This is a genomic window from Microbacterium sp. ACRRU, assembly GCF_022346945.1.
GTDB classification, from domain to species: Bacteria; Actinomycetota; Actinomycetes; order Actinomycetales; family Microbacteriaceae; genus Microbacterium; species Microbacterium mcarthurae.
Map to the genome: position 1 here is coordinate 15,420 of NZ_JAKRNI010000004.1, position 12,262 is coordinate 27,681.

13 protein-coding genes and 4 tRNA genes are annotated in these 12,262 nt (G+C 68.8%); 5 read left to right on the forward strand and 12 right to left on the reverse strand.

The window, feature by feature from the left end; genetic code table 11:
- Window positions 1–14 precede the first annotated feature (14 nt).
- Together MHY30_RS03775 and thrS are read right to left on the reverse strand one after the other, a co-directional pair.
- Entirely contained in the window at window positions 15–581 is a 567-nt protein-coding gene (locus MHY30_RS03775; RefSeq protein ID WP_239275214.1) for an HIT domain-containing protein, read from the reverse strand.
- On the reverse strand, window positions 578–2,587 hold the full coding sequence (gene thrS, locus MHY30_RS03780) for a threonine--tRNA ligase (RefSeq protein WP_239275216.1): 2,010 nt from the start codon (window positions 2,585–2,587) through the stop codon (window positions 578–580). Before thrS ends, MHY30_RS03775 begins: the two co-directional genes overlap by 4 nt.
- An 81-nt stretch (window positions 2,588–2,668) precedes the next feature.
- Between thrS and MHY30_RS03785 the strand changes: the two genes are divergently transcribed.
- Window positions 2,669–3,820, forward strand: coding sequence for an SLC13 family permease (locus tag MHY30_RS03785; RefSeq protein WP_239275218.1), 1,152 nt, complete (start codon window positions 2,669–2,671; stop codon window positions 3,818–3,820).
- Window position 3,821: 1 nt separating this feature from the next.
- Here MHY30_RS03785 and MHY30_RS03790 read toward each other — a convergent pair whose 3' ends face one another.
- The 3 genes from MHY30_RS03790 to MHY30_RS03800 all read right to left on the reverse strand — a co-directional run bounded on the left by MHY30_RS03790 (window position 3,822) and on the right by MHY30_RS03800 (window position 5,223).
- A complete protein-coding gene (locus MHY30_RS03790; RefSeq protein WP_239275220.1) occupies window positions 3,822–4,214 on the reverse strand; it encodes a TIGR03618 family F420-dependent PPOX class oxidoreductase in 393 nt (130 codons plus the stop codon).
- 44 nt (window positions 4,215–4,258) lie between these two features.
- Window positions 4,259–4,648, reverse strand: a complete 390-nt coding sequence (locus tag MHY30_RS03795) for an ATP-dependent DNA ligase (RefSeq protein WP_239275222.1) — start codon at window positions 4,646–4,648, stop codon at window positions 4,259–4,261.
- Window positions 4,649–4,809: 161 nt separating this feature from the next.
- Window positions 4,810–5,223, reverse strand: coding sequence for a PPOX class F420-dependent oxidoreductase (locus MHY30_RS03800; protein ID WP_239275224.1), 414 nt, complete (start codon window positions 5,221–5,223; stop codon window positions 4,810–4,812).
- Between the two features lie 158 nt (window positions 5,224–5,381).
- Here MHY30_RS03800 and MHY30_RS03805 point away from each other — a divergent pair, with 158 nt between their 5' ends.
- Window positions 5,382–5,717 carry a hypothetical protein gene (locus MHY30_RS03805; RefSeq protein ID WP_239275226.1) on the forward strand — a complete coding sequence of 112 codons (336 nt, stop codon included), beginning with the start codon at window positions 5,382–5,384 and terminating at the stop codon, window positions 5,715–5,717.
- A 71-nt stretch (window positions 5,718–5,788) separates the two neighbouring features.
- Here MHY30_RS03805 and MHY30_RS03810 read toward each other — a convergent pair.
- The 3 genes from MHY30_RS03810 to MHY30_RS03820 all read right to left on the reverse strand — a co-directional run bounded on the left by MHY30_RS03810 (window position 5,789) and on the right by MHY30_RS03820 (window position 6,096).
- A tRNA-Val gene (locus MHY30_RS03810) sits at window positions 5,789–5,863 on the reverse strand.
- Between the two features lie 26 nt (window positions 5,864–5,889).
- Window positions 5,890–5,960: transfer RNA gene (locus MHY30_RS03815), tRNA-Cys, on the reverse strand.
- 63 nt (window positions 5,961–6,023) lie between these two features.
- Window positions 6,024–6,096, reverse strand: a tRNA-Gly gene (locus tag MHY30_RS03820).
- Window positions 6,097–6,248: 152 nt separating this feature from the next.
- Between MHY30_RS03820 and MHY30_RS03825 the strand changes: the two genes are divergently transcribed.
- Window positions 6,249–6,324, forward strand: a tRNA-Val gene (locus MHY30_RS03825).
- Window positions 6,325–6,447: 123 nt separating this feature from the next.
- Here the strand turns inward: MHY30_RS03825 and MHY30_RS03830 are convergent.
- From MHY30_RS03830 to zapE, 3 genes are all read right to left on the reverse strand, one after another.
- Entirely contained in the window at window positions 6,448–6,957 is a 510-nt protein-coding gene (locus MHY30_RS03830) for a type II toxin-antitoxin system PemK/MazF family toxin (RefSeq protein ID WP_239275228.1), read from the reverse strand.
- A 94-nt stretch (window positions 6,958–7,051) separates the two neighbouring features.
- Window positions 7,052–8,326, reverse strand: a complete 1,275-nt coding sequence (locus tag MHY30_RS03835) for an ammonium transporter (RefSeq protein ID WP_239275230.1) — start codon at window positions 8,324–8,326, stop codon at window positions 7,052–7,054.
- Window positions 8,327–8,494: 168 nt separating this feature from the next.
- On the reverse strand, window positions 8,495–9,532 hold the full coding sequence (gene zapE, locus MHY30_RS03840; protein WP_239275232.1) for a cell division protein ZapE: 1,038 nt from the start codon (window positions 9,530–9,532) through the stop codon (window positions 8,495–8,497).
- A gap of 118 nt (window positions 9,533–9,650) precedes the next feature.
- On the opposite strand from zapE, the gene MHY30_RS03845 reads away from it, so the two are divergent.
- Complete coding sequence (locus tag MHY30_RS03845) at window positions 9,651–10,553, forward strand: sulfurtransferase (protein WP_239275234.1); 903 nt, start codon at window positions 9,651–9,653, stop codon at window positions 10,551–10,553.
- A gap of 34 nt (window positions 10,554–10,587) precedes the next feature.
- A complete protein-coding gene (locus tag MHY30_RS03850; protein ID WP_239275236.1) occupies window positions 10,588–11,028 on the forward strand; it encodes a SufE family protein in 441 nt (146 codons plus the stop codon).
- A 15-nt stretch (window positions 11,029–11,043) separates the two neighbouring features.
- Here the strand turns inward: MHY30_RS03850 and MHY30_RS03855 are convergent, their stop codons facing one another.
- On the reverse strand, window positions 11,044–12,252 hold the full coding sequence (locus MHY30_RS03855; protein ID WP_239275238.1) for a S9 family peptidase: 1,209 nt from the start codon (window positions 12,250–12,252) through the stop codon (window positions 11,044–11,046).
- Between the last annotated feature and the right edge of the window lie 10 nt (window positions 12,253–12,262).

Consider the following 12,262-nt stretch of genomic DNA (forward strand, 5'->3'; position numbering starts at 1 on the left):
TTGCAGTCGACTCGTCAGGCGTCCCAGGCTTCGGCCACGGCGCGGCGGACGTCTCCGAGAAGCTGCGGGAGGGCCTTGGTCTTGGCGATGATCGGGAAGAAGTTGGCATCCGACGCCCACCGCGGAACGATGTGCTGGTGCAGATGAGCGTCGACGCCGGCGCCGGCGATCGCCCCCTGGTTCATGCCCAGGTTGAAGCCGTCACAGCGCGACACCGCCCTCAGCACGCGCATCCCCTGCTGCGTGAGGGCGCCGATTTCGGCGACCTCTTCCTCGGTGGCCTGGTCGTACGTCGCGATGTGGCGGTACGGGCACACGAGCAGGTGCCCGGAGTTGTACGGGAACAGATTCAGCAGAACGTAGGCGGTCGTCCCACGCGCGACGATCAGCCCGTCCTCATCGGATTTGCCCGGAGCGGCGCAGAACGGGCAGTTCTGCTCCATCGGCTCGCGTCCGGCCTGGATGTAGGCCATGCGGTGCGGGGTCCACAGCCGCTGGAACTCGTCCGGCACGCCCGGGAGCTCCGCGGCCGCGATGATCTCGGCATCGCCGGCCGCGGAGGCATCCTGGTCGGTCGTCACGCGAGGTCCTCGGCCGTGTCGACGAGCGTCCGCGCCGCGATCGCTCCGGTGATGCGGGCGATGGCCTCATCGACCGGGATGCCGTTGAGCTGCGTGCCGTCGCGGAACCGGAACGACACCGTGCCTCCCGCGCGGTCGGCCTCGCCCGCGATGAGCTGGAGCGGAACTTTCTGCGTGGTGTGCGTGCGGATCTTCTTCTGCATGCGGTCGTCGCTGTGGTCGACCTCAGCGCGCACGCCCTTGGTGCGCAGTTCCGCGACGATGCCGTCGAGGTACTCGCCGTACTCCGCCGCCACCGGGACGGCCACCACCTGCACGGGCGAGAGCCACACGGGGAACGCGCCGGCGTAGTGCTCGAGCAGGATGGCGAAGAAGCGCTCGACCGAGCCGAACAGCGCGCGGTGGATCATCACGGGGCGGTGCTTCTCACCATCGGGCCCCGTGTACTCCAGCTCGAAGCGTTCGGGCTGGTTGAAGTCGAGCTGGATCGTCGACATCTGCCACGTCCGGCCGATCGCGTCGCGCGCCTGCACGGAGATCTTCGGGCCGTAGAACGCCGCGCCGCCCGGGTCGGGCACGAGCTCGAGGCCGGAGGCCTCGGCCACCTCGCGGAGGGTGTCGGTCGCCTCGGTCCACAGGGCGTCGTCACCGATGAACTTCGGGTTTCCCTCTTCCTTCGTCGACAGCTCGAGGTAGAAGTCGTTCAGCCCGTAGTCGCGAAGGGTCTGCAGCACGAAGTCGAGGCTGTGCGTGAGTTCCGCCTTCACCTGGTCGGCGGTGACGTAGATGTGGGTGTCGTCCTGCGTCATCCCGCGCACACGAGTGAGACCCGCGAGCGTTCCGCTTTTCTCGTAGCGGTAGACCGAACCGAACTCGCTCAGGCGCAGCGGCAGCTCGCGGTAGCTGCGTCCGCGCGAGCGGAAGATGAGGTTGTGGAACGGGCAGTTCATGGGCTTCAGGTAGTACTCCTGGCCCTCGCGTGACACGTGCCCGTCGGCATCCACCACCTCGTCGAGCACCATCGGGGGGTACATGCCATCGGCGTACCACTGCAGGTGGCCGCTGGTCATGAACAGGTCGCCCTTCGTGATGTGGGGCGTGTTCACCACCTGGTAGCCGCTGGCGAGCAGGCGCTCACGCATGTAGCGCTCGATCTCGTACCGGATGATGCCGCCCTTGGGGTGGAACACCGAGAGGCCCGGGCCGATCTCCTCGGGGAACGAGAAGAGGTCGAGGTCCTTCCCGAGCTTGCGGTGGTCGCGCTTGGCGGCCTCCTCGAGACGGTGCTGGTAGGCGCGCAGGTCGTCCTTGGTCGCCCACGCGGTGCCGTAGATGCGCTGCAGCTGAGGGTTCTTCTCGCTGCCGCGCCAGTACGCGCCGGCGACGCGGGTGAGGTCCCAGCCGTTGCCGACGAGGCGCGTGCCGGGGACGTGCGGGCCTCGGCAGAGGTCTTTCCACGCCGTCTCGCCGTCGCGGTTGACGTTGTCGTAGATCGTCAGCTCGCCCGCACCCACTTCGACGCTCGCGCCCTCGGCGGCCTCAACGGAGCCGCCCTTCAGGCCGATGAGCTCGAGCTTGAACGGCTCGTCGACGAGTTCCGCGCGCGCCTCGTCGTCGGTGACCACGCGGCGGACGAACCGCTGGTTCTCGCGGACGATGCGCTCCATCTCCTTCTTGATGACCTTGAGGTCTTCCGGAGTGAACGGGTCGTCGACCTGGAAGTCGTAGTAGAACCCGTCGGTGACGGGCGGGCCGATGCCGAGGTTCGCCTGCGGCTTGACACGCTGCACCGCTTGGGCGAGCACGTGCGCCGTCGAGTGCCGCAGGATCGAGAGGCCATCGGCGCTGTCGATCGTGACCGGCTCGACCTCGTCGTCGGCCGTGACGGTCGTGGCGAGGTCTTTCAGCTCACCGTTCACGCGCAGGGCGACGACCGAACGGTCGGGGAAGAGGGCGAAGCCGTCGGCGGGATAGGTCTGCTCCGACGGCAGGGCGGCATCAGTCAAGGCGGTCTCCTGGATGGGTCGGTTCCAGGCTACCCGCCGGGCGTGACCTCGACGGCACGCCCGGTGCCCCATAGTGGAGCGGTGACTCTGGCCATCATCGGCGGCGTGCTGTGGCTCCTCGGCATCGTCGCTCTCGCTGTCGGCATCCTCCCCGGCGACGAGGCCCTCGCCGTCGCCGACCGCGTGTGGCCCATCCTGCTGTTCGTCGTCGCCGTGACGATCGTGGCGGAACTGGCATCCAAGGCGGGGCTCTTCGACGTCGTCGCTGCACGCCTCGCGCGGCTCGCGCGGGGCCGGACCGTGTGGCTGTGGGTGCTGGTGCTGGCCTTGGCCACGGTGGCGACGGCCTTCCTGTCCCTGGACACCACCGCCGTCCTGTTGACACCGGTCGTGGTGGCGATGGCGGTCACCCGGAAGCTCGATCCCCTCCCCTTCGCGTTCGTCACGGTCGTGCTCGCCAACACGGCCTCTCTCGTGCTGCCCGTGTCGAACCTGACCAATCTGCTGGCCTCCGACGCGCTGGGCGGACACGACCCCATCGCGTTCCTCACCCTCCTCGGGCCGTCGGCGCTCATCGCGATCGCGGTATCGGTCGCGGTCCTCACGGCCGTGTTCCTGCGGAAGCTGCCGCGAACCTACCCGGATGCCACGGCCCCCGCCGTCGCGGATCCGGTGCTGCTGCGCGTCTCCGCGGTCGTCACGGTCGCGCTGCTCCCGCTCCTGGTGATCGGACTGGAACCCTGGATGCCAGCACTCGCGGCCGCCGTCGTGCTCATCGTCGTGTTCGCGTGGCGTGCACCGCGGGCCCTTGGCATCCGTCTCGTCCCCTGGTCGCTCCTGGTGTTCGCGGGGGGTCTGTTCCTCGCGGTGGGGGCTCTCGAGGCCGTCGGTATCGGGCGGGTGACCTCGGTGCTCGCCGGGTCCGGCGACGACCTCGTCTCGCTGTGGCAGCTCGCCGGTGTCGGCGCCCTCGCGGCGAACGGCATCAACAACCTGCCCGCCTACTTGGCGATGGAATCGGTGGCCGGCTCGCCCGTGCGGCTCGCCGCCCTTCTCATCGGTGTGAATGCCGGGCCGATCGTGACCCCGTGGGCCTCGCTCGCCACGCTGCTGTGGCATGACCGTCTGGTGGCGGCGGGCGTTCGGGTGCGCTGGAGTCGTTTCGTGCTCATCGGCGCGGTGATCGCCCCGCTCATCCTCGTTCTCGCGGTGCTCCCGTTGGCCGCGGGATAGCTCAGCTCTCGTACGCCCGTGCCCACGCCCGGCGCGGCTCGATCACCCACGCGGCCAGGCCTTCGCGCATCGGGTAGGGGCGACCGGTGTACACACGCGCGACGTGATCGACGATGGGGAGGGCGTCATCGCCCTCTCGCCGTTCGACCGCGACGCCGCGCACGAATGCCATCGCGAACGGGTCGTCTACGGCGGTCACGGAGACGGCGACCCGCGGATCGCGGCGCAGGTTCTTATCCTTCAGCGCGTCGATCTCGGTGAAGAAGACGAGGCGCTCGCCTTCGACGGCGATCCACACCGGCACAGAGTGCGGAGAACCGTCGCTCATCAGGGTCGACAGATGGGCGACCGCTGTGGACTCGAAGAAGGGCCGCGCCGCGTTCCAATTCGTCATGACCTCCACAACACGAGAACGCGACGTGCGCATTCCCCGCAGTGTCAGCTGTGGGCGGGCTCGGGCACCGGGGCGTTCGGGTTGGGAACCTCGCGGAACACCATCTCTTCACGCGGGCCCGCCTCGCGCGGAGTGTGGTCATCCGGCTCGGGCACAACATAGAGACCTCGCCCGGAGTTGGCGTTGTAGGTCAGGGCCTGCAACCACGCGTTGCTCAACTGCGGGTTCCGACTGCCGTGGTACTTGAACACGAGGGAAACGTGCGGATGGACGTAGACCGTCGTCCGGCCTCCCCCGATGCTGATGTCGTCTTTCCACGTGAAGGGAAAACTCTCGCCACGGCGAACCTTCGCCATGATCACCGCCTGCAGATGCGCGAGAAGGCGATCCTCGAATTCCACCTTGATGTTGCCGTCGTACACGAACTTGCCCATGGAAACCTCCTGGGGACAGCCCGGCCGCGCATTCCTGACAAGAATGGGGACGCGGGTTCCGGGGGTGTCACCGCTCGGTGCCCACGCTCTCGCGCTCCCTCACCGAGCGCAAACCCTCTTGCGTCGAGTGCGTTTGGCGGGTATGGCCATATCGCGCAGCGTCAGCTCGCGCGCGAGATGCGAAGGATCACACGGTCGCCCGGGCGCCGTTGGACGCGGCGGACCAGCGCCTCGAAACCGAGGATGGCGCGGAACTGCCACCCGTATTTGCGCCGCAGGGCGGCATCGGCGCGCGAGTCCTCGGTGCTCGGGCCGGCGACCCGCGCGTGAGCGTGCACGGTGATGGCATCCGGTTCGACCGCGCCCATGCGCGAGCACGGACGCAGGACGACGCGACCGTCGTGGCGAAGACGCTTGACCTTGCCCGTGTTGCGCTCGCTGGTCACCACGAGCTCGTCTCCCTCTCGCGCGATCCACACCGGCGTAGCGACCTCGGCGCCACTGCGTCGGAAGGTGGTGAGCGAGACGAAGGGGGCGGATGCGATTTCACGCCAGTGCGTATCGGGGACGGTCATGCCGCGACGCTACCGCGCGCTGCGCATCCCGCGGGCAGGGTTGCGTGACTGCGGGATCTGCCCTGTTTCCGTGACGACGTGCACTGTTCACGCGAATGGAACACGCGGCGCCTCGCCGAGCGCGGAGGGCCGTGCGACCCTCGAAGAAGGAGGTTCGCATGTCTCGCCACCACATCGCGACCCACGCCTACGACTTCCGTACGGGCTGGGTCCGTATCTCCCCCACGACCATGACGCCCGAACAGGCCGCTGCGCTCCGCGATCGGGGCTTTACCATCGTCCGCTCCCGACGGGGGTGGTTCGGGACGCGGGAACTGCCGCTGAGCTGGTACTTGCGCGGTGCGACCCCGGGTATGCGGGAGTCGGTGCGCGAACCGGTGAAACCCGCGGAGTCGAGTCCTCAGGTCCAGAACACGTCGGATGCCGAAGCGCCGAGCCCGATGCGGTCGCCGACGCGTCGCGCGCGCCCGCGTTCGAGGGACACGGACGCGTAGGCCGTCGAACCCCGGCCGCGAGTCGGCGGGCGGGGACAGCAAAAACCCCCAGGCGAGCCGGGGGTTTCAGGTGGTGCGCGATACTGGGATCGAACCAGTGACCTCTTCCGTGTCAGGGAAGCGCGCTACCGCTGCGCCAATCGCGCCTATACAGGCTGTTCAGTTGTGAGCGAGGTGGCGACGGGATTCGAACCCGTGTAAACGGCTTTGCAGGCCGGTGCCTAGCCGCTCGGCCACGCCACCGTGTGTGGTTCGACCCACGTGTCGTGATCCTCCGTCGGGACCTGACGGCGATCTTCACACTCGAGCGGATGACGAGACTCGAACTCGCGACCCCAACCTTGGCAAGGTTGTGCGCTACCAACTGCGCTACATCCGCATTTCGTTCCCGGGGCTTGCCCCGAGCACTCGTAAGACATTACCCGATTCCGGGGCGTGCGCAAAACCCGACGCGCCCCGCGCGTGTCCTCCGAGATGGTCGGATCGGGCCTCGCTGATCCGGTAAGGTAGTCGAGTCCCGTTCGGGACGTTGGGCGATTGGCGCAGTTGGTAGCGCGCTTCCTTCACACGGAAGAGGTCGTCGGTTCGAGTCCGGCATCGCCCACCACACAGCCCCCGGTTCGCCGGGGGCTTCGTCGTTGATGCGACCGCCCGGTATCGCGAGACTTCATCGCGCTGACAAGTCACCGGCAGCGTGCGCGGCAGATGTCAGCGCGATGCGGTTTCGCGGTCACCCCACCCGCCACCCGTACCGAGCGGAAAGGGCGGATGCCACGGCGTCGAAGCGGCGGCGGTCCAGGGCCGCGGCCTCGCGGCGCATGCCCGCGTCGTGCACGAGGTAGAGCTGTTCGATGTCGACCCACGACGGGCGGCCCTGCGGGTCCCACTCCCCCGCGCCGAGCGCCAGGTAGTCGCGGTCGCCGGCGTGCGGCTTGCTGGTCAGGCGTACGGCGTAGGAGCGGGTGGCATCCGCTCGACCGATGATGAGGACAGGGCGGTCCTTGCCGCGCCCGTCGCGCTCCTCGTAGGGCACCCACGTCCACACGATCTCGCCGCCGTCGGGGGCGCCGTCGCGGTTCGGTGCGTACGACAACGTCAGGCGGCGGGGAGGCGCGACCTCCACCGTCGCGGTCCCCTGAGCCCCGGGAGTCTGCCGCGGCGCGCGGGGAGCGGGTCGCGAGGCCGTCGACGGCCGGAAGGCCCGCAGAAGGGCGGAGACGAGGCGCGTGGCTGTTCCCATGCTCACACCCTAGACAGCGCGGCCGGCGCCGCCGGGCGCACGAAGAACGGGGCGCCACGGATGAATCCGTGACGCCCCGTTCCGATGAGGTGTGTCAGCCGCGGCTGTCGGTGAGGACGTAGCCCTCCTCGCCGTGCACGACGGTGTCGATGCCGGCGATCTCGTCCTCGTTCTTCACACGGAAGCCCATGGTCTTCTCGATCGCGAAGCCGATGATGTAGGCGAGCACGAACGAGTAGATGAGGACCGCGAAGGCCGCGATCGCCTGGACCAGCAGCTGCGTGAGCGAACCGCTGTAGATGAGGCCCGTGCCGTTGGCGAAGATGCCGAGGTACAGGGTTCCGATGAGACCACCGACGAGGTGGATGCCGACCACGTCGAGCGAGTCGTCGAAGCCGAGCTTGAACTTCAGCTCGATGGCCAGCGCGCAGACGGCACCGGCGACGAGACCGAGCACGATGGCCCAGAACGGCGTCAGCGACGCGCAGGCCGGGGTGATGGCGACCAGACCGGCCACGGCACCCGAAGCGGCACCGACGGACGTGGGCTTGCCGTCCTTGAACTTCTCGACGACCAGCCAGGCCAGCAGAGCCGCGGCAGGAGCGGCGATGGTGTTGACGAACGCGAGAGCGGCGGTGCCGTCGGCAGCGAGCTCCGAACCGGCGTTGAAGCCGAACCAGCCGAACCACAGCAGGCCGGCGCCGAGGAGCACGAACGGCGGGTTGTGGGGGACGTGGGCGCCCTTCTGGAAGCCGACGCGCTTGCCGAGCACCAGGGCGAGGGCGAGGGCAGCCGCACCGGCGTTGATGTGAACGGCCGTACCACCGGCGAAGTCGATCGCGCCGACGCCGAAGACGTCCTGCATCCCGTGGGTGATCCATCCGCCGTACGAGAACGAGGCGTCATCGGCGAGACCGAAGTTGAAGACCCAGCTAGCGACCGGGAAGTAGACGACCGTCGCCCACACGAAGGCGAAGACCATCCAGGAGCCGAACTTCGCGCGGTCGGCGATGGCGCCCGAGACGAGCGCGACGGTGATGATGGCGAATGTGGCCTGGAAGGCGACGAAGGCCAGGGGCGGGTAGGCCGCGCCCTCCGGCGTCTCGAGGACCCCCGACAGGCCGAGCTCGTTGAAGTCGATCGCCCAGGGGAACTGAGTGGTTCCCTCCTCCGTGGCGGGGAAGGCGATCGCGTAGCCGTACAGCACCCACAGGACTCCGATGAGTCCCATGGCGCCGAAGCTCATCATCATCATGCTGATGACGCTCTTGGCTTTGACGAGTCCGCCGTAGAAGAACGCGAGTCCTGGCGTCATGAGCAGCACGAGTGCAGCTGCTATCAGGATGAATGCGGTGTTGCCTTGATCCATCTCGAAGAGAACCTCTCTGCAGGGACGCAGGTGTAGCGTCGGGTCCCCTCAGTGTTCCCAGCCCCGGTTTCCACGGGCGTTCGAGTCGTGTTTCGAGTGCGTTACAGGCACGGAGTCCGTGTAAACATCGCGTTTCGCAGCACCGCGAAGCGTCGATGAAGCGGTCGCTCAGGAGTGCGTCAGGGCGACCAGACGCGATACGGCCCGCAGATACTTCTTGCGGTAGCCGCCCGCGAGCATCTCCTCGCTGAACACCGTGTTCAGGGGAGCGCCCGTGGCACGAATGGGAATCTGCGCGTCGTAGGCGCGATCGACGAAGGCGACCAGTCGCAGCGCCGCCGACTGGTCGTGCAGCACCTGCACGTCGCGCAGTCCGATCGTGTCGACGCCGTCGATGAGGCGGATGAATCGCGACGGGTGCACCCGTGCGAGGTGACTCACGACGGCCGCGAAGGAGTCGTCGGTGGCGACGCCGCGCGCACCGGCCGCCTCGATCGCCTCGGCGTAGTCGGCATCCGAGAGCGTCCGGGCCTCCCCGTCGATCGCGCGCTGGCGGAAGTCGGTGCCGTCGATGCGGATCGTCCGGAAGCTGTCGGCCATCGACTGGATCTCGCGCAGGAAGTCCTGGGCCGCGAAGCGTCCTTCTCCCAGAGCGTTGGGCGGCGTGTTCGAGGTCGCGGCCAGTCGGGTTCCGGATGCCACCAGCTCACCGAGCAACCGCGTCATGACCATCGTGTCGCCCGGGTCGTCGAGCTCGAACTCGTCGATGCACAGCAGGTCGGAGCCGCGGAACAGCTCGACCGCCTTGGCGTACCCGAGGACGCCGACCAACGCGGTGTACTCGATGAACGAGCCGAAGTACTTCCGGCGGGCAGGCATGGCGTGGTAGATCGCGGCGAGGAGGTGGGTCTTGCCGACGCCGAAGCCGCCGTCGAGGTACACGCCCGGCTTGACCGGCGGGGTCTTCTCGGCGCGCCGGAAGAAGCCGCCCTTCTTCGCGGGCGCGCTCTGCCGCCCCGCGAAAGCCTGCAGCAGCTCCTTCGCTTCCTGCTGCGAGGGGTAGGCGGCATCCGCCCGATACGACTCGAACGTCGCGCCGTCGAACTGCGGCGGCGGCACGAGTGCGCTCACCATCTCGGCGCCCGAGACGGCCGGCTCGCGATCGATGAGGTGGACGACGCCGGTCGTCGCGGGCGTAGAAGTCATGGCCGTCCTGTGTCGCAGTCTTACGGAGGGGTGTCTGCTTCGACGCGGCGGTCCTAGGGTCGAAGGAGCGGTGTCCACCCTACGCCGCCCGCTCCCCCACCCCGATCGAGGAGACACCGTGACCGTCGAGTTCGACACCAGCTCCCCCAAGTTCGCCGCGTACGCCGAACCCGGCCGCCTCGTCACCGGCGACTGGCTGCAGGAACGCCTCGGCCAGCCGGGCCTGGTGGTCGTGGAATCCGATGAGGACGTGCTGCTGTACGAGACCGGCCACATCCCGGGGGCCGTCAAGGTCGACTGGCACACCGAGCTCAACGACCCGGTCGTGCGCGACTACGTCGACGGCGAAGGGTTCGCGGCGCTGCTGAGCCGCAAGGGCATCTCTCGCGACGACACGGTCGTCATCTACGGCGACAAGAACAACTGGTGGGCCGCTTACGCCCTGTGGGTGTTCTCGCTCTTCGGCCACGAGGACGTGCGGCTGCTGGACGGCGGCCGCGACAAGTGGATCGCCGAGGGGCGTCCCCTCACCACCGAGCGCACGGAGCGCGAGGCGACCGAGTACCCCGTGGTCGAGCGCAACGACGCCCTCATCCGTGCCTACAAGGAGGACGTGCTTGCGCACCTCGGCAACCCGCTCATCGACGTCCGCTCCCCCGAGGAGTACTCGGGTGAGCGCACCTCCGCACCCGCCTACCCCGAAGAGGGTGCTCTGCGCGCCGGTCACATCCCCAGCGCGCAGAGTGTCCCGTGGGCCAAGGCCGTGGCCGAAGACGGGGGGTTCAAGTCGCGCGAAGAGCTGGATGCCATCTACCGCGACGGCGCGGGACTGAAGGACGGCGACAAGATCGTGGCGTACTGCCGCATCGGCGAGCGCTCGAGCCACACGTGGTTCGTGCTCAAGCACCTGCTCGGTTTCCATGACGTGCGCAACTACGACGGCTCATGGACCGAGTGGGGCAGCGCGGTGCGCGTGCCGATCGTCTCGGGTTCCGAGCCGGGCGAGGTCCCCGGCCGCTGAGCCGACGCGTCACGGGCGTGGGAGGATGACGGTGATGTCCGACACCGCCCTCCCCGCCCGCCTCGCCGAGATCCGCGACGAGTTCCTCGAGCTCGACGAGCCCGACCGTCTCCAGTTGCTCCTGGAGTTCTCGCACGAACTCCCCGAGGTGCCCGCGCGGTACGCCGACCATCCCGAGATGTGCGAGCGCGTGGCAGAGTGCCAGTCGCCCGTCTACATCGTCGTCGACGTCGATGAGGACGGAGTCGTGGCGATGCACGCGACGGCTCCGGCGGAAGCGCCGACGACGCGAGGCTTCGCCAGCATCCTGGCGCAGGGACTGACCGGGCTGTCGACCGACGAGGTGCTGGCCGTGCCCGACGACTTCCCGCAGAGCATCGGCCTCACGCGCGCGGTGAGTCCCCTGCGGATCGCCGGGATGACGGGAATGCTCATGCGCGCGAAGCGCCAGGTGCGCGCGAAGACCGGCGTCTGACGCGCGGCATCCGCCTCACTCTTCGGCGGCGAATCCGTGGCTGCGAACCCAGTCCCGGATGACCCGGCTCCAGCGTGCCTCGTCGTAGTTCCACAGCTTGGTGTGGCGGGCGACCGTGAAGGTCTCCATGGTGACCAGATCGGGGCGGGCCTCGGCGAGGGCGTGCGATGCGTCGCTCGGCACGAAACCGTCGTCGTCGCTATGGAGGATGAGGACCGGATGCCGCAGCTCCGTCGCGCGGGCGACGGCGTCGAGCCGGTCGAGGGGGATCGCCGAGCCACTCCGCGTCAGCATCGCGCCCCAGTCCGAGCCGAGGATCTGCTGCGCGAGGGCCAGCACGGGCGAGGGCAGGCGCATGAGCTGCCCCTGGTAGCGCAGAACCGTGCGCCAGTCGACCACCGGCGACTCGAGGATGAGGCCGGCGATGACGTCGCGATGGGGTGACGAGAACTCGGTCTGCAGACAGATCGCGCCTCCCATCGACCAGCCCATGAGGAGGATGCGACGGGCGCCCTGTCGGCGCGCGTAGCCGATCGCCGCGTCGACGTCGCGCCACTCGGTCGCGCCGAGCCCGTAGGTGCCCGTGCGGCTGCGCGGTGCGTCTCCGTCGTTGCGGTACGACACGAGCAGACTCGTGATGCCGAGCTCGTGGAAGACAGGGACGGCGCGCAGCGTCTCGGAGCGGGTGGTGCCGCGACCGTGCACCTGGATGACCCAGACGTCGGTATCGACGGCGGCGGGGAACTCCCAGGCGGGGCACGGTCCGACCGGTGTGCCGATCAAGGCGTTGCGGTACGGGATCTGCAGGTCGTCGGGCTCGTCGTAGTACCAGCCGCTGAACGCGGCGGCGGGAGCGAGCTGTGCGTCGGCCGGTACGTGGGTGAGGAGCTTGCGCGTGACGCTCGCCTCATCCTCTTTGACCACCGACCCCAGGCGGAGGTAGGACGTGCTGCCCGTCGTGAACAGACCGTACCTCCCCGGGAGCGCCGTATCGGGCGTGCGCTGCAGCGTCACCGTCTGGGCGGCGGCATCCAGACCCACCAGCTCGACATCGGGAACGCGGCCCGCGGGGGTGACGACGGTGCGAGCCATCCGCAGGGACACCGCCCCGAGGGCGGTCGCGCTCAGGCCGAGGGCCGTGGTCAATGCCGCGATCGCGACCCGCAGAGGTGCGGCCGCGGGGTGCGGGGCACGGCGCCTCGCGGCGCGCCTGGGAGCGTTCATCGAGGCCTCA